This window comes from Lysinibacillus sp. CNPSo 3705 (assembly GCF_028674935.1).
Lineage (GTDB): Bacteria > Bacillota > Bacilli > Bacillales_A > Planococcaceae > Lysinibacillus.
In genome coordinates, this window is the sequence record NZ_JAQZSD010000001.1 from 56,763 (window position 1) to 79,783 (window position 23,021).

At 38.6% G+C, this 23,021-nt stretch carries 20 protein-coding genes; all 20 read left to right on the top strand.

The window, feature by feature from the left end; all coding sequences use genetic code 11:
• Positions 1–132 precede the first annotated feature (132 nt).
• The 20 genes from ylqF (at position 133) to fliI (ending at position 23,020) form a co-directional block, all read left to right on the top strand.
• The gene (gene ylqF / locus PVA17_RS00265) at positions 133–1,005 is read left to right on the top strand and encodes a ribosome biogenesis GTPase YlqF (RefSeq protein WP_132357458.1); all 873 of its coding nucleotides are present in this window, start codon (positions 133–135) and stop codon (positions 1,003–1,005) included.
• Between the two features lie 627 nt (positions 1,006–1,632).
• Positions 1,633–2,391 carry a ribonuclease HII gene (locus PVA17_RS00270; protein WP_132357457.1) on the top strand — a complete coding sequence of 253 codons (759 nt, stop codon included), beginning with the start codon at positions 1,633–1,635 and terminating at the stop codon, positions 2,389–2,391.
• 275 nt (positions 2,392–2,666) lie between these two features.
• On the top strand, positions 2,667–4,556 hold the full coding sequence (locus PVA17_RS00275; protein WP_274066593.1) for a hypothetical protein: 1,890 nt from the start codon (positions 2,667–2,669) through the stop codon (positions 4,554–4,556).
• On the top strand, positions 4,553–4,876 hold the full coding sequence (locus tag PVA17_RS00280) for an EscU/YscU/HrcU family type III secretion system export apparatus switch protein (protein WP_274066594.1): 324 nt from the start codon (positions 4,553–4,555) through the stop codon (positions 4,874–4,876). The genes PVA17_RS00275 and PVA17_RS00280 overlap by 4 nt, the downstream gene beginning before the upstream one ends.
• Positions 4,877–5,016: 140 nt before the next feature.
• A complete protein-coding gene (sucC, locus tag PVA17_RS00285) occupies positions 5,017–6,177 on the top strand; it encodes an ADP-forming succinate--CoA ligase subunit beta (protein WP_132357454.1) in 1,161 nt (386 codons plus the stop codon).
• A gap of 17 nt (positions 6,178–6,194) precedes the next feature.
• Positions 6,195–7,097 carry a succinate--CoA ligase subunit alpha gene (sucD, locus tag PVA17_RS00290; RefSeq protein ID WP_132357453.1) on the top strand — a complete coding sequence of 301 codons (903 nt, stop codon included), beginning with the start codon at positions 6,195–6,197 and terminating at the stop codon, positions 7,095–7,097.
• Between the two features lie 152 nt (positions 7,098–7,249).
• Complete coding sequence (gene dprA, locus PVA17_RS00295; RefSeq protein WP_274066595.1) at positions 7,250–8,146, top strand: DNA-processing protein DprA; 897 nt, start codon at positions 7,250–7,252, stop codon at positions 8,144–8,146.
• 91 nt (positions 8,147–8,237) lie between these two features.
• Positions 8,238–10,316, top strand: coding sequence for a type I DNA topoisomerase (gene topA, locus PVA17_RS00300; RefSeq protein ID WP_274066596.1), 2,079 nt, complete (start codon positions 8,238–8,240; stop codon positions 10,314–10,316).
• Positions 10,317–10,334: 18 nt separating this feature from the next.
• The gene (gene trmFO, locus PVA17_RS00305) at positions 10,335–11,648 is read left to right on the top strand and encodes an FADH(2)-oxidizing methylenetetrahydrofolate--tRNA-(uracil(54)-C(5))-methyltransferase TrmFO (RefSeq protein ID WP_132357450.1); all 1,314 of its coding nucleotides are present in this window, start codon (positions 10,335–10,337) and stop codon (positions 11,646–11,648) included.
• 430 nt (positions 11,649–12,078) lie between these two features.
• Positions 12,079–12,978, top strand: a complete 900-nt coding sequence (gene xerC / locus PVA17_RS00310) for a tyrosine recombinase XerC (RefSeq protein WP_274066597.1) — start codon at positions 12,079–12,081, stop codon at positions 12,976–12,978.
• Between the two features lie 20 nt (positions 12,979–12,998).
• Positions 12,999–13,544, top strand: a complete 546-nt coding sequence (hslV, locus tag PVA17_RS00315; protein ID WP_132357448.1) for an ATP-dependent protease subunit HslV — start codon at positions 12,999–13,001, stop codon at positions 13,542–13,544.
• Entirely contained in the window at positions 13,544–14,941 is a 1,398-nt protein-coding gene (hslU, locus tag PVA17_RS00320) for an ATP-dependent protease ATPase subunit HslU (protein WP_132357447.1), read from the top strand. The genes hslV and hslU overlap by 1 nt, the downstream gene beginning before the upstream one ends.
• A gap of 87 nt (positions 14,942–15,028) precedes the next feature.
• Positions 15,029–15,808: a GTP-sensing pleiotropic transcriptional regulator CodY gene (codY, locus tag PVA17_RS00325; RefSeq protein WP_132357446.1), complete on the top strand. Its 780-nt coding sequence runs from the start codon at positions 15,029–15,031 to the stop codon at positions 15,806–15,808.
• A gap of 942 nt (positions 15,809–16,750) precedes the next feature.
• Positions 16,751–17,143: a flagellar basal body rod protein FlgB gene (gene flgB / locus PVA17_RS00330; protein WP_132357445.1), complete on the top strand. Its 393-nt coding sequence runs from the start codon at positions 16,751–16,753 to the stop codon at positions 17,141–17,143.
• 3 nt (positions 17,144–17,146) lie between these two features.
• Entirely contained in the window at positions 17,147–17,608 is a 462-nt protein-coding gene (gene flgC / locus PVA17_RS00335; protein WP_132357444.1) for a flagellar basal body rod protein FlgC, read from the top strand.
• Between the two features lie 23 nt (positions 17,609–17,631).
• On the top strand, positions 17,632–17,937 hold the full coding sequence (gene fliE / locus PVA17_RS00340; protein WP_132357443.1) for a flagellar hook-basal body complex protein FliE: 306 nt from the start codon (positions 17,632–17,634) through the stop codon (positions 17,935–17,937).
• Positions 17,938–18,289: 352 nt separating this feature from the next.
• Positions 18,290–19,879, top strand: a complete 1,590-nt coding sequence (gene fliF, locus PVA17_RS00345) for a flagellar basal-body MS-ring/collar protein FliF (RefSeq protein WP_274066598.1) — start codon at positions 18,290–18,292, stop codon at positions 19,877–19,879.
• Positions 19,880–19,894: 15 nt separating this feature from the next.
• Positions 19,895–20,908 carry a flagellar motor switch protein FliG gene (gene fliG, locus PVA17_RS00350; protein ID WP_053594207.1) on the top strand — a complete coding sequence of 338 codons (1,014 nt, stop codon included), beginning with the start codon at positions 19,895–19,897 and terminating at the stop codon, positions 20,906–20,908.
• On the top strand, positions 20,901–21,689 hold the full coding sequence (gene fliH / locus PVA17_RS00355; protein ID WP_274066599.1) for a flagellar assembly protein FliH: 789 nt from the start codon (positions 20,901–20,903) through the stop codon (positions 21,687–21,689). Before fliG ends, fliH begins: the two co-directional genes overlap by 8 nt.
• A gap of 5 nt (positions 21,690–21,694) precedes the next feature.
• Positions 21,695–23,020, top strand: a complete 1,326-nt coding sequence (gene fliI / locus PVA17_RS00360) for a flagellar protein export ATPase FliI (protein ID WP_132357440.1) — start codon at positions 21,695–21,697, stop codon at positions 23,018–23,020.
• Position 23,021: the final 1 nt, after the last annotated feature.

Here is a 23,021-nt window from a genome sequence, read left to right on the forward strand (position 1 = left end):
CTAACCTCCCCTAAGATCTCCTTTCCGATTCCTTGACATCCGCCGGAGGCTTTAACTTCTTTCAGCAGGCGTTTGGACACCTGCTGAAAGAAGTTAAAACTCCCTTTTTCTTTTAGTTTAGGAGGTATAGATATGACTATACAATGGTTTCCTGGGCATATGGCAAAAGCCCGCAGAGAAGTTACAGAAAAATTAAAGCTAGTTGATATTATATTTGAATTAATAGATGCACGTTTACCGCTATCTTCCCGAAATCCGATGATCGACGAAGTAATTAATCAAAAACCGCGTCTCCTTATTTTAAATAAGTCAGATATGGCAGATGAGCACGAAACACGTAAATGGGTTGAATACTTCGCACAACGAGGTCATAAGGCGGTTGCAATCAATTCTCTTGAAGGCAAAGGATTACAGCAGGTAACAAAGGCTGCTCAAGAAATTTTGAAAGAAAAATTTGATCGCATGAAATCACGTGGGATGAAGCCAAGAGCCATTCGTGCAATGATTGTTGGCATTCCGAACGTAGGAAAATCGACGCTTATTAACCGCTTAGCGAAGAAAAATATCGCAAAAACAGGGAATACGCCAGGGGTCACTAAGGCTCAGCAATGGATAAAGGTTGGTAAGGAGCTAGAATTACTCGATACGCCAGGTATTTTATGGCCGAAATTCGAAGACCAAGAAGTAGGCTTTAAATTAGCGTTAACAGGTGCTATAAAGGATACTATAACGAATATGGAGGATTTAGCTGTATATGGTCTACGCTTTTTATCCGTTCATTATCCGGCACGAATGGAAGAACGCTATGGCTTCCAATTTATCCATGAAGATTTAGTGGAGACCTTCGATCATATCGGTAAACTTCGCCGTGTTTTCGGTCCTGGAGGAGAAATCGATTATGATCAAGTAGCTCAACTAGTCGTTCGCGATATCCGTGGGTTGCAATTAGGTAAACTAACATTTGACTTTGTTGACGAACAACTTGAAAAAGAAACAGAACAGTAATAAAACTGTCATACTCACCTTAAATCGTGAGTATGACAGTTTTTCTTTTAGGAATACGTCATCTTGCCGATAAATGATATAGAGCGAGAAAAAAAGATAAATATTTTTGAATGGATTCGGAGCTTTGCGTTATACGTGGGAATTGATTGTAGTGAAGGCTTGCGCTTTGTGCTGTCGCTGCGCTTTCGCAAAAGAGCAAAGACTCCTGGGGGCGTCCGATAAGCCGCTTTACTTGCGCTGCTCGCTGCAGGGGCTCGGGCCAACGCGTGAAAGTGAAGCGGCACCGGTGAAGGCGTATCGCAGGATGTGATAGTTTTAGCCCTTGTTCCTCAATTGCTGATGCTTAAGGAGTCGCCCGACCTCCACTACAATCAAGTAATATACCCGTAATACCATTAAATGTAATACGATTCCAAACCTGTTCTTTCTAAAAAAGTATTGTTAGTATAAAAGCATGGGCGGGGAGACTCAGGCTGCAAATGTGCGGAAGAAAGAGTGCTGTGCATTCAAGTACATATTACAAAAAAGGATATATTATGAAGAACGCCAAAACGTTAGGGTGAATCCTTAGCCTATTAAAAAGTAAAATTAACGAATAACTGTTAAGAACCAATAGGGAGTAAATATATGAAAACAATTAAAGAAATTACTATAGCATTGAAAGAAGCGGAGGAATGGCAGGACTGGATGACAGGGGTAGCAACCGATGAACGTGCAGGTGTGCAAAAGGCTTGGCAAAGTTGGCAAAGGTCCCAAGAGAAAAAGCAACAGATACTGCAGGAACATCAAGCGAAAGTTGATTTCGATCGGAGTTACGGAGGAGAGAATACCTTAATTGCAGGGGTAGATGAAGCAGGGCGTGGACCGTTAGCAGGGCCAGTAGTAACAGCAGCTGTTATTTTACCTGCGAACTGTGAGGCTCTAGTCGGATTAAATGATTCAAAGCAATTATCAAAAGATAAACGCAATGCTTATGCTGCTTTAGTAAAAGAGCATGCATTATGTTACTTTATCCATTTCCAATCAACACAACAAATCGATGAATTAAATATTTACGAAGCGACGAAGCAATCGATGAAGACAAGTGTAGAATCGTTATCTATAAAACCTAATTATGTGCTAGTTGATGCTATGACGCTACCAATCTCTATTCCGCAGGATTCAATAATTAAAGGGGATGCGAAAAGCTTAGCTATTGCGGCTGCATCCATATTGGCAAAAACAGCTCGAGATGATTATATGGATCAATTGGACGAGCAATTCCCTATGTATGGTTTTGCTCAGCATGCAGGATATGGAACAAAACAGCATTTAATGGCCCTTGAAAAGTTTGGTCCAACTATTCATCATCGCAAATCATTTGAGCCGATAAAGTCAATGCTTTAACTTATTTCAGCGATGTTTTATGTAGCGAAAGCAAAGCGGCAGCTATAAATGTTTATTGTACAAACATCTGCTGAAATAAGTTAATGTTCTGGCGGGTGTCGTTTTTAAATAAAAGGTACATTCAAGCAGTTAGAAATGATATTTGTAAAAACGTGTATCTGTGAATAAGTTGCTTAGAGCTCCGACTCAGCCCTCTAGGAAAGCGCTTGGTCGGAGCAAAAAACGTTAAAAAAGGACGCCAATTACAAGGAGTAGTTGATGAAAGGAGTACGTATATGACAGCCACATCTTTTAATCCGATTCAAATGCAACAAAGTGCTTTAACCCTAAATAATCAGCCACTTACTTTAAAACAAGGGCAAGTATTTCAAGGAACAATCAAACAATTATATCCAGATCAAATGGCAGAAATACAGGTTGGCCATCAGAAGTTTATTGCTAAACTCGAAGTGCCGCTAAAAGCAGGTGATGCCCACTTCTTCCAAGTAACTGGTACAAGCCCACAAACAGAACTAAAAGTTGTTACGGGCCCTATGGGGCAAACGGCTTCTCAAAGTCAACAAATCAATCAGTTACTTGACTCAATGAATTTACCCAAAACCGCTGAGATGCAGCAACTTCTAGCTCATTTTATGAAAGCGCAGCTACCGATTTCAAAAGAGCAGCTAATGCAGGCAGAAGTGTGGTTAAAGGCATTACCAGAAGGTGTTACGAAGATGGATGCCCTACAAGCCATTCAAAAAATGGTAGAGCTTAAAATGCCGATGACCAATGATGTTTTTCAAGCTCTAATAAGTGGACAAAAAACTACTGGCATGGTTTCCGTAATGGAAAGCTTTACACAGCTTTTAACGAAAGAAATAGCTTTACCAGCAAACCTTAAGCAAACACTAATCCAACAAGTAAATGCTATTGCAAAGCCTTTTGAAGTAGAAACAGGTAGTTTAGTACTTGCCAAATCCATTCAAATATTATCAAATAATGCTACTGCTATGAGTGAAAAGATTCAAGCCATGAATATTTTAAAAGAGGCAGGGATTCTTCCTCAGCAGGCAACCTTGCAAAACTGGTCAAGCTTTAGTGATGTAAAGTCTGTTCAGTCAAATCAGTTTCAACAGGCTGGAGAAGTTATTCAAGCAATTTTAACGACAAAATCTGACAATATCAATCATCTAGTTGACCAGCTTAAATCTTGGACAGCAAATCAAAGCTTGCTAACCAACGAACAACAGCAGTCATTAAATCAACTTATCGATCGATTTAATCAGCTACCAGCAACTAAACAAACGCTAGAGATTTTCGCAAAACAAATGCAAGAACAATTTATAAAAGCGTTTGCAGAAAATTCTTCGGAGCGTTTATTTACACAAGACGCCAATGCTCTCTCGGTAAAGGACCATTTATTATCGCTTTTAAAGCATGAGGCTACTACTCCGCTACAAAATGAAGCATTCATGCGAAATCTTATGAAAAATAGTGTTGAATCCCCGCAAGCAATGATTCAGCAAATCGTGACGCAAGCAGATGCCCATGTACAAAACTCTATGGACAGTAAAGCAATGGAACATGCACTTAAAACAGTATTAAAAAATCTAGGAGTTAGCTATGAAGCGACACTTAGTAATAAGTCAGCAGATTTACAGCAGATTGCACATCAATTAAAACCGCAGCTACATACATTATTGCAGGAAACACATATTTCTCCGCAGCTGAAGGAAGCAGCAGAAATGTTAATGGCACGCATGAACGGCATGCAGCTCGCATCAGGAGAGAATGGCCATCAGCATCAGCTTATTATGCAAGTACCATTAGAATTCTTTGGTAAGAAAATGGATGCAACATTGCAGTGGAATGGGCGCATGAAGGAAGATGGTAAAATTGATGCCAATTATGCACGTATATTATTTTATTTACAAATGGCATCTATGAAAGAAACCGTTATTGATATGCAGGTTCAAAATCGTGTAGTTTCTGTGACAGTATTTAATGAAAATGATATTATTCCGCTTGCAGAACCACTGAAATCAGCGTTGAAAATTGGCCTAGCAGAAAAAGAATATCAACTTTCAGGCGTTTTTATTAAGCAATTTGAAAAAGCCCATCCTGTAAAAACACCTGTAGTAGGACAGCAGGAGGAACATAGTGGGGTGGATTTTCGCGTATGAGTGAAGAAAAATTTACTCGAAAAGAGGCTATCGCTCTCACGTATAAGTTAGGAAGTTTTGATAGTCCAACGGTAGTAGCAAAAGGAAAAGGCAAAATAGCAGAAAATATATTAGCACGCGCAAATGAGCACGATGTCCCTATTTATGAGGATCCTAACCTTGTTCATTTACTTGGACAATTAGATCTCAATGAGTCAATCCCAGAAGAATTGTTTGAAGCTGTCGCTGAGGTTTTTGCATTTATTTATCGATTAGACCAACAATATGCCGAAAAAATAGAAAAAATAGAGAATTCTGATTTTCATAAAACTCTGTTTTAGTACACGAAACAGAAAAAAGTGTCATATTAAAAGATAAAAAATGAATAAGAGACAAGGTATAGACTTTATCAGAATCTTTCGTTAGAATAGATTATGTTAGTAAAACAATTTTATGCAAATGTTTGATGGGAGGATGTATTATGAATATCCATGAATATCAAGGGAAAGAGATTCTTAGAAAATATGGTGTAGCTGTACCAAACGGAAAAGTAGCTTTTTCCCCTGATGAAGCAGTGAAAGTAGCGAAAGAACTTGGCTCTAATGTGACAGTAGTCAAGGCGCAAATTCATGCAGGTGGACGCGGTAAGGCGGGGGGCGTGAAAATCGCCAAAAACCTTGACGAGGTACGTGCATACGCAAAAGAATTACTAGGTAAAATTTTAGTAACTCATCAAACAGGTCCAGAGGGAAAAGAAGTAAAACGCTTATATATTGAAGAGGGTTCTGATATTCAAAAAGAATACTATTTAAGTCTAGTATTAGACCGCGCAACATCCCGTGTAACAATGATGGGGTCTGAAGAGGGTGGCATGGATATTGAAGAAGTAGCAGCATCAAATCCAGAAAAAATCTTCAAAGAAGTTGTGGATCCTGTTGTTGGTTTAACAGGTTTCCAGGCACGTCGCATGGCGTTTAATATGAATATTCCAGCCAACCTAGTAGGGAAAGCTGTTAAATTAATGTTAGGTTTGTATCAAGCATTTATCGACAAAGATGCTTCTATTGTAGAAATTAATCCACTTGTTATAACTGGACAAGGAGAAGTTTTGGCATTAGATGCTAAATTTAATTTCGATGCAAATGCGTTGTATCGTCATAAAGATATTGTCGAATTACGCGATTTTGATGAAGAAGATCCAAAGGAAATCGAAGCATCGAAATACGATCTTAGTTATATTTCTCTAGATGGCAACATTGGCTGTATGGTTAATGGAGCGGGTCTTGCAATGGCTACAATGGACACAATTAGCTATTATGGCGGAAGCCCTGCTAACTTCTTAGATGTAGGTGGCGGTGCAACGGCAGAAAAAGTAACAGAAGCTTTCAAAATTATTCTTTCTGATCCACATGTAAAAGGTATTTTCGTAAACATTTTTGGCGGAATTATGAAATGTAACATTATTGCCGAGGGTGTTGTGACAGCTGCCAAAGAAATTGGCTTAGCTGTGCCATTAGTTGTACGTTTAGAAGGTACGAATGTGGAACTTGGAAAAGAAATATTAAATGCATCTGGTTTAAACATCGTTGCAGCGGATTCAATGGCTGACGGTGCACAAAAAATTGTGGGACTAGTAGGCTAAGGAAGGCAGGGAGAACAATGGCTGTATTTATTGATAAAGATACGAAGGTAATTGTACAAGGGATTACGGGCGAAACAGCGCTTTTCCATACGAAGCAAATGCTTGATTATGGTACTAAAATTGTAGCTGGTGTAACACCAGGTAAAGGTGGTCTGGAAATCGAAGGAGTGCCTGTATTTAATACTGTAGTAGAAGCTGTAGCTGCAACAGGCGCAACAACTTCAGTTATTTATGTACCCGCGCCATTCGCGGCAGATGCTATTTTAGAGGCAGTTGATGCTGAATTAGAATTAACAATCTGTATTACTGAACATATTCCTGTCCTTGATATGGTTAAGGTTAAACGTTATATGGAAGGTAAAAAGACACGTCTAGTTGGTCCAAACTGTCCAGGTGTTATTACGGCAGATGAATGTAAGATTGGTATTATGCCAGGTTATATCCATACGAAAGGGCATGTAGGAGTTGTTTCTCGCTCTGGTACGTTAACATACGAAGCTGTACACCAATTGACACAAGCTGGTATTGGCCAAACTACAGCTGTAGGTATCGGTGGAGACCCTGTCAATGGTACGAACTTTATCGATGTTTTGGAAGCGTTTAACAACGATACGGAAACATATGCAGTTGTAATGATCGGGGAAATTGGGGGTACAGCTGAAGAAGAAGCCGCTGAGTGGATTAAAGCGAATATGACGAAACCTGTCGTTGGCTTTATCGGTGGCCAAACAGCACCTCCAGGAAAACGTATGGGTCACGCTGGTGCTATTATTTCAGGTGGTAAAGGAACAGCAGCAGAGAAAATTAAAGCAATGAATGCTGCTGGTATAGAAGTAGCAGAAACGCCATCTGTCATTGGTGAAACACTTATTAAAGTAATCAAAGAAAAAGGGCTATACGAAAAGTGTAAAACCCATTAAAATGGAAGATGTAGCACGTTGTTGCTACATCTTTTTCTTTATTTAGACACGGCTTTAAAAGATAAAATAGCTACTCCCTACTTACTGTCTATAAAAGCTATGTCATGAAAGATGCGGTCATTTAATTTCTTCTATTAAAAGGAGGTTTTTAAATGATTTTATCAGTCGATACACAGAGATTACTAGCTTTACATTATATATACCCATTGCCACTTCAAAAACTTCAGCAATTATTGTCCCCGGTGGATATACTAAGTTATTTTGAAGGAGCGTCCCCCAACGAGATTGCCAAAGCATTGCAAATATCATCCCAAAGAGCGGTGGAAATATCCAAGAGTTTTCGACAAATAATGACATTTTCGTTTCGGGAAGCTTATGAACGGGCTAATATTTCCCCTATCCCTTTTCATCATCCTTTATACCCGGTGCAATTATTTGAAATATCCAGCCCACCTACTGTATTGTATGTGAAAGGTCGGTATTCTTTATTAACGAAAGAAAAACGAGTAGCCATTATAGGCTCTAGAAAGGCTACAGCTTATACAAAGACTGCTTTGGACCTAATTGTCCCGCCTCTTGTTGAACACGAATATACTGTCGTAAGCGGGCTTGCAAGAGGGGCAGATACGATTGCTCATGAGACAACGATAAAAGTTGGCGGTTCCACAATTGCAGTGCTTGGACATGGGTTTAATTTTATATACCCTAAGGAAAACCAGTCTCTCGCTGAGCATATGGCGGAGCATCAGTTACTTGTCACAGAGTATCCCCCATATATGAAGCCTGAAAAATGGCATTTTCCAATGCGTAACCGAATAATTAGTGGATTGTCCAAAGCTTTAGTTGTAACCGAAGCAGCATTAAGAAGCGGCACACTTATTACAACAGAATATGCTTTAGAGCAAGGAAAAGATGTATTTGTTGTACCGGGTCCAATTAATGCGGAGCAATCAAAAGGCACAAATAAACTACTATTAGAAGGAGCTATTCCGGTGTGCGATGGTCACGAAATCGTTGAAACACTAACTCTCTTTTCTAACAAAAATTGAAAAAAAGTTGCATTATCTTAAAATCTGTTATACATTTTGCAACAGGTAACTTAAAAAATAGCAATAGACCTCTCTAAGGGGGAGAAAATAGATGGCGGATTATTTAGTGATTGTAGAATCACCAGCAAAAGCAAAAACAATTGAACGATATTTAGGGAAAAAATATAAAGTGAAAGCGTCAATCGGGCATGTTCGTGATCTACCACGCAGCCAAATGGGCGTTGGTCCTGAAAATGATTTTGAACCTAAATATATTACTATTCGTGGTAAAGGTCCTGTTTTACAGGAATTAAAGTCTGCGGCTAAAAAAGTGAAGAAAGTATTCCTAGCGGCCGATCCAGACCGCGAGGGAGAAGCGATTGCTTGGCACCTTGCGACTGCGTTAAATATTGATATTAATTCAGATTGTCGTGTTGTTTTTAATGAAATTACAAAGGATGCGATTGTAGAATCCTTTAAAAATCCTCGTCCTATTAACATGGATTTAGTAGATGCACAGCAAACACGCCGTATTTTGGATAGACTTGTTGGGTATAACATTAGTCCGATTCTTTGGAAAAAGGTTAAAAAGGGATTATCAGCAGGACGAGTACAATCTGTAGCACTACGCATGATTATTGATCGTGAAAATGAAATTAAAAATTTCCAACCGGAAGAATATTGGACAATTGAAGGTTCTTTTGAAAAAGGTAAGAAAACGTTCGATGCGCTTTATTATGGTGATGGTAAAGAAAAAATTAAATTAACAAATGAAGAACAAGTAAAAGCTATTTTAAAAAATGTTAAAGGTACAAGTTTTGAAGTTGTCAATGTATCTAAAAAAGAACGTAAACGAAATGCAGCACCTGCCTTTACAACATCTTCTTTACAGCAAGAAGCAGCACGTAAGTTAAATTTCCGTGCTAAGAAAACGATGATGCTTGCCCAACAATTATATGAAGGTATTGATATTGGTAAAAAAGAGGGGACAGTCGGTTTAATTACTTATATGCGTACCGATTCTACACGTATTTCGGACACAGCAAAAACGGAGGCAATTGCCTACATTGAATCCAAGTACGGGAAAGAATTCATCTCCACGGAGTCGAAGCAGACTAAAAAAGCATCTAATGCACAAGATGCCCATGAGGCTATTCGTCCAACTAGCACGATCCGAACTCCAGAGGAATTAAAAGCAGTGCTTAGTCGCGACCAATTGCGCTTATATCGTTTAATTTGGGAGCGCTTTATCGCTAGTCAGATGGCGCCGGCTGTCCTTGATACAGTTGCTGTTGATTTACAAAATGGGGATGTTTTATTCCGTGCAAACGGCTCACAAGTTAAATTTGCTGGCTTTATGAAGTTATATATTGAGGGTACAGATGATCAAACTGAAGAAACAACAAAGCTTCTGCCTGAAATGGAAGTTGGCGATCAAGTAAAATCTCTTGAAATTGAGCCAAAGCAACATTTTACACAGCCACCACCACGCTATTCAGAGGCGCGTCTTGTAAAGACAATGGAAGAGTTAGGTATAGGGCGCCCGTCCACATATGCACCGACCCTCGATACAATACAGCGCCGTGGCTATGTCGTTTTAGATGCAAAACGATTTATGCCAACTGAGCTGGGAGAAATCGTGCACCAACTCGTACTAGAGTTTTTCCCTGATGAAATAAATATCGAATTCACAGCACAAATGGAGCAAGATTTGGATGCTATTGAAGAAGGTAGTCGTCAGTGGAAAGAAATTGTCCGTGAGTTTTATAAGGATTTTGAGGTCCATGTAAAGCATGCAGATGAGGCTATGGAAAAGGTTGTTATAAAAGATGAACCCGCTGGTGAGGATTGTGAGCTTTGTGGATCTCCGATGGTCTTTAAGCTTGGACGATATGGGAAATTTATGGCTTGTTCAAACTTCCCAGATTGCCGCAATACAAAAGCTATTATGAAACCTATTGGCGTAAAATGTCCTTCCTGTGAAACTGGCGAAATTGTCGAACGAAAGAGTAAAACAAAGCGTTTATTCTACGGTTGCAATCAGTACCCTGAGTGTGAATTTGTTTCTTGGGACAAGCCAATTAGTAGACCATGCCCTAAATGTAGTGCATTATTAGTAGAGAAAAAAATTAAAAAAGGTGTGCAAATTCAGTGTACGAAATGTGACTATGAAGAGACACCTACTCAATGATAGAAAGATGGTAAGAACATGACTGAACAAGTAGTAAATGTAATAGGCGCAGGTCTCGCGGGCAGTGAGGCCGCTTGGCAAATTGCTCAACGCGGTGTGAAAGTTAAACTTTATGAAATGCGTCCGGTAAAGCAAACACCAGCTCACCATACTGATAAATTTGCAGAGCTTGTTTGTTCAAACTCATTACGTGCAAATGGCTTAACAAATGCCGTAGGTGTAATTAAAGAGGAAATGCGTATTTTAGATTCTGTTATTATGAAGGCAGCAGATGCATGTTCAGTACCGGCAGGCGGTGCCTTAGCAGTAGATCGTCATGAGTTTGCGGGCTATGTGACAGACTCTGTGAAAAATCATCCTCTTGTCGAAGTAATTCATGAAGAAGTCACTGAAATTCCAGAGGGCATTACTGTGATTGCCACAGGACCGCTAACATCGAAAGATTTAGCTGAAAAAATTCAGGGCTTAACAGGTTTAGATTATTTATATTTCTATGATGCAGCAGCACCAATTATTGAAAAAGACAGCATCGATATGGAAAAGGTTTATTTAAAATCGCGTTACGATAAAGGGGAAGCAGCTTATTTAAACTGTCCTATGACAAAGGAAGAATTTGATCGTTTCCGCCAAGCGTTAATCGAAGCAGAGGTTGTGCCATTAAAAGAATTTGAAAAGGAAATTTACTTTGAAGGCTGTATGCCTATCGAAGTAATGGCTGCTCGTGGGGAGAAAACAATGTTATTTGGACCGATGAAGCCAGTAGGTCTAGAAGATCCAAAAACAGGGAAACGACCTTATGCTGTTGTTCAATTACGTCAAGATGATGCAGCAGGAACTCTTTACAATATCGTTGGCTTCCAAACCCATTTAAAATGGGGACCACAGAAGGAAGTACTGCAATTAATTCCAGGATTAGAGAATGTTGAAATCGTTCGTTATGGAGTTATGCATAGAAATACGTTCATTAATTCACCAAAGGTTCTAGAGAAAACGTATCAGCTTCGCGAGCGAAAAAATATTTTCTTTGCTGGTCAAATGACAGGTGTCGAAGGATATGTTGAATCTGCTGGTAGTGGTTTAATTGCTGGTATTAATGCGGCTCGTTTAGCATTAGGACAAGAACAACTTATCTTCCCATTTGAAACGGCATTAGGAAGTATGGCGCGTTATATAACAGAAGCACAATCGAAAAACTTCCAGCCAATGAACGTTAACTTTGGAATTTTCCCTGAACTACCACCAGGACGTCGTTCAAAACCAGAGCGTGCAGAGATGCATGCTACACGAGCAATAAGCACAATTCGTAATTTTGTGAATTCACAAACAATTTGATTGCAAAAAGCCTCTAAAAGTTGATATACTCTTAGAGGCTTTTTCTTTTTTGTAGGTAAAATGCTAATTTACACGTATTTTATTATTTTGTATGGAGATTTTCTCAAAATATAAACATTTCCACTTGCTATATGATGAAGATAGGTATAGTGTCAATATGTATGTTTTCTACATTAACGATACCCAACATGACAAACTAAAGAGATACACGAAATTGTACATTTTTTAATAGCAAGGTGTAAGTATTTGGGTTCAACACCAAACGTTAGGGATGACGTTGAAACGTATGCTAAATATAGATATTGGATTCCGTTCCGACTGGACGCCCCCGGGAAAGCGACCAGCCCGAACAAAAAACCAATCCCACGTTATGGTAATGAGCCGTCATATACAGAAGGTTTATAATAATTCGTTGGTGGTGAATCTTTTAATGTTAGTTTCGTCCCAAGATGCACTTGAACAGTTTATGCTTTATATTCAAATTGAAAAAAACTTCTCTGTTCATACAGTGCGAGAGTATGAATCGGATCTACTAGATTTTTTAGCGTTTTTGCAGGCGGAGGGCGTAAATGATTTAGCTAGTGTTGAGTATATACATGCACGTCTTTATGTGACGAAGTTGTATGATGAAAAGAGAGCAAGATCATCGGTATCAAGGAAAATCTCCTCAATATGCTCCTTCTATCGCTTCCTAAATAGACAGTACGGATTAGATGATGGGGCATTTCGATCACTTTATCATCCAAAAAAAGAATCACGTTTACCTAGTTTTTTCTACGAAGAAGAGTTGAAGCAGCTATTTGATGCGAATGTTGGCGATGATTTGAAATCATTAAGAAATACAGCTATATTAGAGCTGTTATATGCGACAGGTATTCGTGTAAGTGAGCTTACCTCTATTCAAGTAAAAGATATTGATTTCCATTATTCAATTATTAGGGTAATGGGAAAAGGGCGAAAAGAACGTATCATTCCATTCGGGCAATTTGCGAGTTTAGCTATGCAGGATTACATAGAACAAGCTCGTCCTCGATTGATGAAAAACACAAGTCATCAGCAATTGTTTGTCAACATGCGCGGTGGGGAACTTACTCCTCGAGGTGTACGTCATATTTTAACTGAAATGATTGACAAGGCCTCGCTCCATACGAAAATATATCCACATATGCTTCGCCATACTTTTGCCACACATTTATTGAATAATGGCGCAGATTTACGTACGGTGCAGGAGTTATTGGGTCACGCTCATTTAACTTCTACACAAGTTTACACACATGTAACAAAAGAGCATCTTCGTCAGACATATATGAATGCTCATCCAAGGGCATAATAAGCTAAGGAGGAAGGCAAATGGGACAAATTCATGCGACAACGATATTTGCGGTTCATCATAATGGAGCTTGCGCAATGGCAGGTGATGGTCAAGTAACCCTAGGGAATGCGGTTGTGATGAAAGGTACAGCAAGGAAGGTCAGACGTCTGTTTAATGGGCAGGTACTTGCTGGATTTGCCGGATCGGTTGCCGATGCTTTTACACTTTTTGAAATGTTTGAAGGAAAGTTAAATGAATACAATGGCAACTTACAACGTGCAGCGGTTGAAGTAGCTAAGCAATGGCGCGGTGATAAAATGCTACGTCAATTAGAGGCGATGCTACTTGTAATGGATAAAAGTACGCTTCTTCTAGTTTCAGGTACTGGAGAAGTCATTGAACCGGATGATGGGGTGTTGGCAATTGGTTCTGGGGGTAATTATGCATTATCAGCAGGTCGTGCTTTGAAAAAATATGCGGGTGATACAATGTCTGCTCGCGAAATTGCCGAAGCGGCATTAGAAACCGCTGCTGAAATCTGTGTGTTTACGAATCATAATATTATCGTGGAGGCGCTTAACTAATGACAAAAAATAATTTAACGCCAAGACAAATTACTGAGCATTTGGATCGCTATATCGTTGGACAAAATGAAGCGAAGCGAGCGGTAGCTATTGCGTTACGTAATCGATATCGTCGCTCCTTGTTAAGTGATGAGATGAAGAATGAGGTAATTCCAAAAAATATTTTGATGATTGGACCTACAGGTGTCGGGAAAACAGAAATTGCACGAAGAATTGCAAAGCTAACGAATGCACCTTTTGTGAAGGTAGAAGCAACAAAGTTTACAGAAGTAGGGTACGTTGGACGTGACGTAGAGTCCATGGTACGTGATGTAGTAGAAGCTTCTCATCGTCTTGTAAAAGAAGAAATGATGGAGTCTGTAAAGGACCAAGCAGAGGAATTGGCAAACGAAGCCATCGTTAAGCTATTGGTTCCATCCTTACGAAAAAAACAGTCTATGCAAAACCCATTTGAAATGTTATTTGGTGGGAAAGAACCACAAGCCAATGACGATTCCTCTGAAGAAACTGAAGTACGCTCCAAACGTGCGCAAATCGCTATCGATTTACGTAATGGTAAATTAGAAAATGAATGGGTTACAGTTGAAGTAACGGAACAAAATCCTTCTATTTTCGATGCGTTACAAGGAACGGGCATGGATATGTCAGCTAACAGTGGCATGCAGGATATGTTATCTAATTTGATGCCTAAAAAGCAAAAGAAACGTCGTGTACAAGTAAAAGACGCGCGTCGTATTTTAACAATCGAGGAAGCGAATAAGCTCATAGATGCAGATGAAGTTGCTCAAGAAGCTATTTCAAGAGCTGAACAGTCAGGTATTATTTTTATTGATGAGATTGATAAAATCGCTAGTAAGGATAGTAACTCCTCTGCAAATGTATCACGTGAGGGTGTGCAACGTGATATTCTGCCAATCGTTGAAGGTTCTACTGTAACGACGAAGTACGGTGCTGTAAAAACAGACTTTATGCTGTTCATTGCTGCTGGAGCATTTCATATGTCAAAACCATCAGATCTAATTCCTGAGTTGCAAGGCCGATTCCCGATTCGAGTAGAGCTTGAAAAATTAACGAAACAAGATTTTGTACGTATTTTGAAAGAGCCTGACCAATCACTTATTTTGCAGTACAAGGCTTTGTTAGAAACAGAAGGTGTGGAAATAAACTTTACGGAAGACGCGATTGAACGAATTGCAGAAATTGCAACCGAGGTCAATCAAGCGACCGATAATATTGGAGCTCGACGTTTACACACAATTTTAGAGCGTTTATTGGAAGAATTATCGTTTGAAGCTGCAGAAATTGCGCCTGCAAATATTCCGATTAATGCTGCGTATGTAGATCAAAAACTTGCGGGTATAGTAAAAAACAAAGATTTGTCACAGTTTATATTGTAATATAAGGCTGAATAGTTTCATTCAGTTGTAAAAAACTTTAGAATATTAAGTAAATACTCTTCGGATTATTTATAGGAGGAACATATAATGAATTTATTAGAAAAAACGCGTAAAATTAACTCGATGCTCCAAGCATCTGCTGGTAAGCCAGTAAACTTTAAAGAAATGGCAGATACTTTAGGAGATATTATAGACAGTAATGTTTATATTGTAAGCCGTAAAGGGAAGCTATTAGGCATTTCAATTCATCAACAAATTGAAAACGAACGTATGAAAAAGATGTTCGAAGAGCGTCAATTCCCAGAAGCGTATACACATAGCTTGTTTACAATTTCTGAAACATCTTCAAACTTAGATATTAATGACGAACATACTGCTTTCCCTGTTGAAAACAAAGAGCTATTCCAAAATGCCTTAACAACGATTGTTCCGATTGTTGGTGGTGGTGAGCGTCTAGGTACATTAATTCTTGCTCGTTTATCTTCACAATTCGAGGATGATGATTTAATTTTAGCTGAGTATGGTGCAACAGTAGTTGGTATGGAAATTTTACGTGAAAAATCTGAGGAAATTGAAGAGGAAGCTCGTAGCAAAGCTGTTGTACAAATGGCCATTAATTCTCTTTCATACAGTGAGTTAGAAGCTATTGAACATATCTTTGAAGAGCTTGATGGCCATGAAGGCTTACTTGTTGCTTCAAAAATTGCAGACCGAGTTGGCATTACACGTTCAGTAATCGTAAACGCATTACGTAAACTAGAATCTGCAGGTGTAATCGAATCTCGCTCTCTAGGTATGAAAGGTACTTACATTAAAGTACTAAACGGTAAATTCTTAAACGCATTAGCTGAAATTAAAATGAAATAATAAAACGTTCTTTCGGAACGGTATCAGGCATCTGGAATGATTTCTAGATGCCTTTTAGTTTCCTTTCAACGAATGTTTTTTGTCACGTAAGTGAAACGGCAGTTACAGAAGTCTCCTACCTCTATAGATAGTGAGATAAATGCGGATTTAAATTACAGGGCCCAAATACCCGAACCTGTCGCTATGCTTCCTCTTTTGCGCAAATAAAAAAGTGGCAGTTCTGACGAGCGCTCGGCCGGGACGGAAAGTATCCCCTCGTTTGCAAAAAGATAAAAAAATTTATTAGTAACATGAAGGCATCAGGAATAATTACGTTCCGGATGCCTTTTTGAACTTTTTCGTAATTCGACAAAGATTCGACGGAATTTTCATCCGATTTACAATGCTCTAATTAAGTCGAACTGTGATATAGTACTAAATAGGGGGGAGAAATAATCTATGTTTTAATTCTTTTTCTCATTTTCTATAGGTAAGTTTTCGACCTTTATAGACGTAATTATCATTGCTTTCTCCCTAAATTAGATTTTTTGAGTGCGCATTACTATTTGCATAAATGAAAAAAATAGATGCTCCAATTGATACTTATAGGACAGTCTAGAATAACTATTCTGAATTTTTCGTAATCTAAATGACTTGGACTTGAATAGTAAAAAGGAACTCTAATTTAGACATTGTGTCTACTGATGTTTTGTAAGAAAATGGAAGAAAATCAATCCTAAAACCGTAAACACTGTCGAAGTAGTGTAAAATAACTAGATATGTGTTGTGTTCCATGAAGCCTGTAGTAGCAAGGAGTGCGGAAGTATTGTCCTGGTTATTCGTGAATAAAAATAGGTCTGATTTACTATCAAAAAGGGACAAAAGACAATAGACACTAGGTATCATCTTAATTACAATTGTGTTATTGGATAAAAAAAGAAATACATAAATGAGGTGAATGTTTTGGATTTGTTTGGAGGAACTATTAGTAGCCTGGAAAACGGACTTTCTTATGCAACTTTGAATCATAAAACAATCGCTAATAACATTGCGAATGTCGATACGCCGAACTATAAGGCGAAAAGTGTAAGTTTTAAAGATATGTTGGAGAAAGAACAACAAATGTCCTTGTCGGCATATCGTACTGATAGTAGACATTATGATTTCGAGATTCGACAATCAACACCTGGTGTGAATAATATTAATGGCTTACGTTATCGGAATAACGGTAATGCTGTAGATATGGATGCTGAACAGACGAAGCTAGCAGAAAATCAAATTTACTACAACGCATTAATTGAACGTATGAACGGCAAGTTAAACACATTAAATACTGTTATTAAAGGAGGTAAGTAATAGATGTCTATTTTTCATGGAATGAATACCACTGCCTCAGCTTTAACAGCACAGCGTTTACGAATGGATGTCATTTCTTCAAATATGGCAGGCATGGATACGACGCGAGCTAAACAAGTGAATGGACAGTGGGAGCCATACCGTCGAAAGACTGTGACATTTACAGCGCAAGAGGGACAGTTTTCAAAGTTCTTTAATGCTGCACTTGGTAAAAACGCAAAAAGTGGCGTTGGTAACGGCGTAAAAGTTACACAAATAAAAGAGGATACAGAAACTCCTTTCAAACTTGTGTATGATCCAACTCACCCGGATGCAAATGCAGATGGCTATGTAAATATGCCAAATGTAGATCCATTAAAAGAAATGGTAGATTTAATGTCAGCCACTCGTTCCTACGAAGCAAACGTAACTGTATTGAATGCAAATAAATCCATGCTGACAAAGGCTTTAGAGATTGGAAGATAAATAAGAAGAAAGGAAGATACATAATGACAATTTCGTCCGTTTCACAAATGACACCTACGCAGGTTGTAAATGAAACAAATAAACTTAAAACGACACCTTATGAAGCACAACAGAGCTTTGCGAACTCGTTAAAGGAAGCAATATCCAAAGTAAATGATCAACAAATTACTTCTGACAATCTTACTCAAAAGTTAATTAATGGAGGAGATGTAGAGTTGCACGAAGTGATGATTGCATCTCAAAAAGCGAGCATTACATTAAATGCAACAATTGAAGTTCGCAATAAGGTGATTGAAGCTTACCAAGAAATAATGCGAATGAGTGTCTAACTTTATTTGAACAAGTGATTACAATCACTATTAAGTAAAGAATATATCCCATAATTTATATTTATTTAAATGAATGTTTGATGTAGAGGGTTGATGACTCCTTCAGGATTACGTTACAAATAATACCCTGGAGACAGAAGTGATGAAGTTTAAAAGCATCAAATCTTGTGATAATGCCTTCGTGACCAAATCATGATTGCCAAAAGTGGCTCATCGGACGCTCCTAGGAAAAAGACTAATCGAAACGGAAATCAATCCGTTATGGTGATGATATTGATTGAATGTTATGGGATACCACTGTTTTCGCGAATTATTAGATGGATAGGTTATTCACTATAACCGGAGGATCATAATGAATGAACGATTGACGAAAATAAAAAACGACACCAGCAAATTTTGGACAAGTCGTAGTAAAAAACAAAAAATTGTAATGATCGGTTCTTTAGTAGGGGTTGTAGCACTTGCTATAGGTATTACAATTTTTGCTACAAAAACTACATATGTACCACTTTATAAAGATTTATCGACAAGAGAAATCGGACAAGTGAAAGAAGCGCTAGACGCCAAAGGTGTAAAGTATGAAATTGAACCTGGAGGTACATCGATTTCAGTACCTGAAGACCAAGTAGACTCATTATTAGTGTCGTTGGCATCGGAAGGATATCCACAAACAGGATCGATTGATTACTCTTTTGCAAATAGCTCTGGATTCGGTATGACAGATAATGAGTTTAATCTATTAAAAAAAGCAGCAACTGAAACAGAAATTGCAAAGCTCATTAAAAATCTAGATGGTGTAAAAGATGCGAAGGTAATGATTAACATTCCAGAAGAGGGCGTTTTCTTAAAAGATGTTAAAGAGGAAGCGACGGCATCTATTGTTTTAAATACAGACCCTGGCTATAAATTTACAGAGCAACAAATTGCCACTATGTATAATTTAGTAGCAAAAAGTGTGCCAAATTTAAAAACGGATAATATTGTTATTTCTAACCAATTTTCTGATTACTTTGATCTGAAAGCTGCGACTACTGATGGAGCTTCAACAACGACAGCAGAAGGTCAGTTACAAGCGAAGAAATTAGTTGAGCGTGACCTACAGCGTCAAGTTCAAAATATGCTAGGCACGCTTATGGGACAAGACAAAGTAGTAGTTTCTGTGACAACAGACATTGATTTCAAAAAAGAAAATCGTGAAGAAAAACTAGTTACACCTGTTGACGAAGAGAATATGGCAGGAATAGAAATTAGTGCTCAACGTATTACAGAGCAATATTCTGGAGGTGCTGCAGCTACTGGTACACCTGAAGCAGAAACGACGACAGATAATTTCACAACTTATAACGAAGGTGTAAATGGTAATGGAGAATCTGAACGTACTGAAGAAACAATTAATAGTGAAGTAAATCGTATACGTAAAGATATCCAAGAGGCACCATATAAAATTCAAGATATGGGGATCCAAGTAATTGTTGAACCTCCGACAGGGGCTGACGCGGGAACGTTACCAAATGGGGTTCAAGAGGATATCCAGAAAATTTTAAGTACTATTGTTCGTACAACGATTTCTAAAGATGTAGCAGCTGAACTTACTCAACAGCAAATCGATGAGAAAGTTGCTGTTTCAGTACAACCTTTAAATGGTAAAGCAACAGAAACAGCTAGTGAAAAATCTGTTATTCCATGGTGGGTTTGGGTAATCGGTGGCATATTGCTAGCAGTAATATTATTGCTTGCATTCTTCATTATCCGTTCACGTAAACGTGCGCAGGAAGAAGAAGAACTTAGTATCCTAGATGAACAAGAAGAATTAATGATTGAAGATATTAATGAAGAAATTGAAACGGAAGCTACAATGCGTCGTAAGCAGCTTGAAAAAATGGCAAAAGATAAGCCAGACGATTTTGCGAAGTTACTACGTAGTTGGATTGCGGAAGACTAACTAGGAGGTTAGGCTGTGTCCAAGAAAGATAAGGAATTAACCGGAAAACAAAAGGCCGCTCTCTTGTTAATTTCATTAGGGCCTGAGGTTTCAGCCTCTGTCTATAAACATTTAACAGAAGAAGAAATTGAACGTTTAACTTTAGAGATTTCAAGTGTTAAGAAAGTAGAAGCAAATGTTAAAGAGGAAATTATTGAAGAATTCCACAATATTGCACTTGCGCAAGACTATATTACACAGGGTGGTATTGGTTACGCGAAGACAGTATTGGAAAAAGCACTTGGTGTAGAACAGGCGCAAACAATTATTAATCGCCTAACATCTTCTTTACAAGTGCGTCCATTTGACTTTGCGCGTAGAGCTGATCCAGCACAGATTTTTAACTTTATTCAAAATGAACATCCACAAACAATTGCCCTTATTCTATCTTATTTAGAAGCAGGGCAAGCGGGTGTTATTTTATCTTCATTACCACAGGAAGTACAAGCTGATATTGCTAAACGTATAGCTGTAATGGAGTCAACTTCACCAGAAGTTATTAGTGAAATCGAATCTGTTTTAGAGCGTAAATTATCATCAACTGTTACACAGGATTACACAGAAACGGGTGGCATTGACGCAGTTGTTGAAGTGTTAAATGGTGTAGACCGACAAACAGAAAAAACGATTCTCGATGCACTCGAAATTCAAGATCCAGAGCTTGCTGAAGAAATCAAAAAACGTATGTTTGTATTCGAAGATATTGTTACACTTGACAACCGTTCGATTCAACGTGTTATCCGTGATTGTGAAAATGAAGACTTATTGCTTTCAATGAAAGTTTCAAGCGAAGAAGTAAAAGATATTATTTTCCGCAATATGTCACAACGTATGGCTGAGACATTTAAAGAAGAAATGGAAATTATGGGACCTGTACGTTTGCGTGATGTAGAGGAAGCGCAATCTCGAATTGTTGCTGTCATTCGTCGCTTAGAGGATGCTGGCGAGATTATTATTGCACGTGGTGGAGGAGATGACGTCATTGTCTAGAATCATCCGTTCTGTATACACACAGTCCAATGGCGATCATGTCAAAAAAATTCAAATTCGTGACATGTTTGAGATGCAAGAGGTAGATGAAGGAGAAAATTCACTTCAAAAACAAATGACTATAGAAGAAGTGCTAGAAGAGCGCGAACGTTTATTTGCAGAGGCCAGAGCTATTTTACAGGCTGAACGTGAAGCTTTTGAACAAGAAAAGCAAATGTTCTTTCAGGAAATTGAAGTTTTAAAGCAAGGTTGGGAAGAGGAACGACCTAATCGAGTGCAAGAAGCTTATGATGAAGGATTTGGTCAAGGCTATGAGGATGGAATAAACAAAGCTACTGAAGCGATGGCACAATCTCTCCAAACGGCTAATGAAGTAATCATTCATGCAAGGGAAAATGCTCGGAAATATATTGAAGATCAAGAATCGATTATTTTAGAGCTAGGCTTAACTGCAGCAGAGCGAATTATTGATGCATCTTTAGAGCGAGACAACGAATTGTTCGTTTCAATCGTTCACAGAGGACTTAAAGAAGCGAGAGAAATGAAGGAAATAAAAATTTACGTTTCGCCAACCTACTATGCGTTAATTACTGCTAATCGGGATGAACTAGCTGAAATGTTCCCAACTGACGTACCATTTATGATTTTTGTAAATGAGGAGTTAGAAAATGAAACAGATTGTTATATTGAAACAAATCATGGCCGTATTGTTGTAAGTATTGATGAGCAATTGAATGAACTAAGATTAAAGCTACATGAAATATTAGAAAGTAAGGAATGATCTAGATGAAAACGGCTCAATTAATCGAACAAATTCCTCAAATACCAACCTTTAAAAAATTTGGTAGAGTAACTAGAGTTGTCGGCTTGATGATTGAGTCACAAGGTCCAGATAGTTCCATTGGTGATGTCTGTAAAATTCATGTGGAAACTTCTAAAAATGGCCATCAAATCATCTTAGCAGAGGTTGTAGGCTTCAAAGATGAAATTGTCGTCTTAATGCCTTTTACTTCTCTTCGGGAAATATCAATTGGCTGCCTAGTCGAAGGTACAGGGGCGCCGCTTGAGGTAAAAGTGGGCCCTGAGCTAATCGGTAAGGTACTTGATTCTATGGGGAATCCGATAGATGGAACTGTATTACCGAAAGGATTAATGACAGTTCCGACAGAGCAAGATCCACCCAATCCGCTAACGCGCCCACCTATTAATGAAAGACTTGAAGTAGGTGTTAAAGCAATTGATGGCATGCTAACAGTGGGGAATGGACAACGTGTCGGTATTTTCGCTGGTTCAGGGGTCGGGAAAAGTACATTGCTCGGTATGATTGCGCGAAATACCCAAGCAGATTTAAATGTAATTGCGCTAATTGGGGAACGTGGTCGTGAGGTTCGTGAGTTTATAGAGCGTGATTTAGGGCCAGAGGGTTTAAGTCGATCTATAGTAGTAGCTGCTACCTCTGACCAGCCTGCACTAATGCGAATAAAAGGGGCCTTTACCGCAACAGCGATTGCCGAATATTTTAGAAATCGCGGCTTAAATGTTATGTTGATGATGGACTCTGTGACTCGTGTTGCTATGGCGCAGCGTGAAATCGGTCTTGCGACAGGTGAACCACCAGCTCAAAAAGGATATACACCATCTGTATTTGCCATTCTACCTAAACTATTAGAACGTACAGGTACTAATGAGAAAGGCTCTATTACTGCCTTTTATACAGTGTTAGTAGATGGTGATGATATGAATGAGCCGATAGCAGATACGGTGCGAGGGATTTTAGATGGTCATATAGTCCTGGATCGCAACCTTGCAAATAAAGGTCAATATCCAGCTATTAATGTATTAAAAAGTGTCAGCCGTTTGATGAATCATGTGGCAGAGCCAGAGCACAAAAAGGCTGCAGAACGATTAAGGGAGCTCTATTATACATATGACAAGTCAGAGGATTTAATTAATATCGGCGCCTATAAGACAGGAACATCGAAGGAAATCGATGAAGCTATTTACTATGAACCTCTCATTACCGCCTATTTAAAGCAGGGCTATTTAGATAAGGTGACCCTAGAGGAAAGCAAGAATGAGTTAATTTCATTATCGATCGGTGGTGGAAAATAGG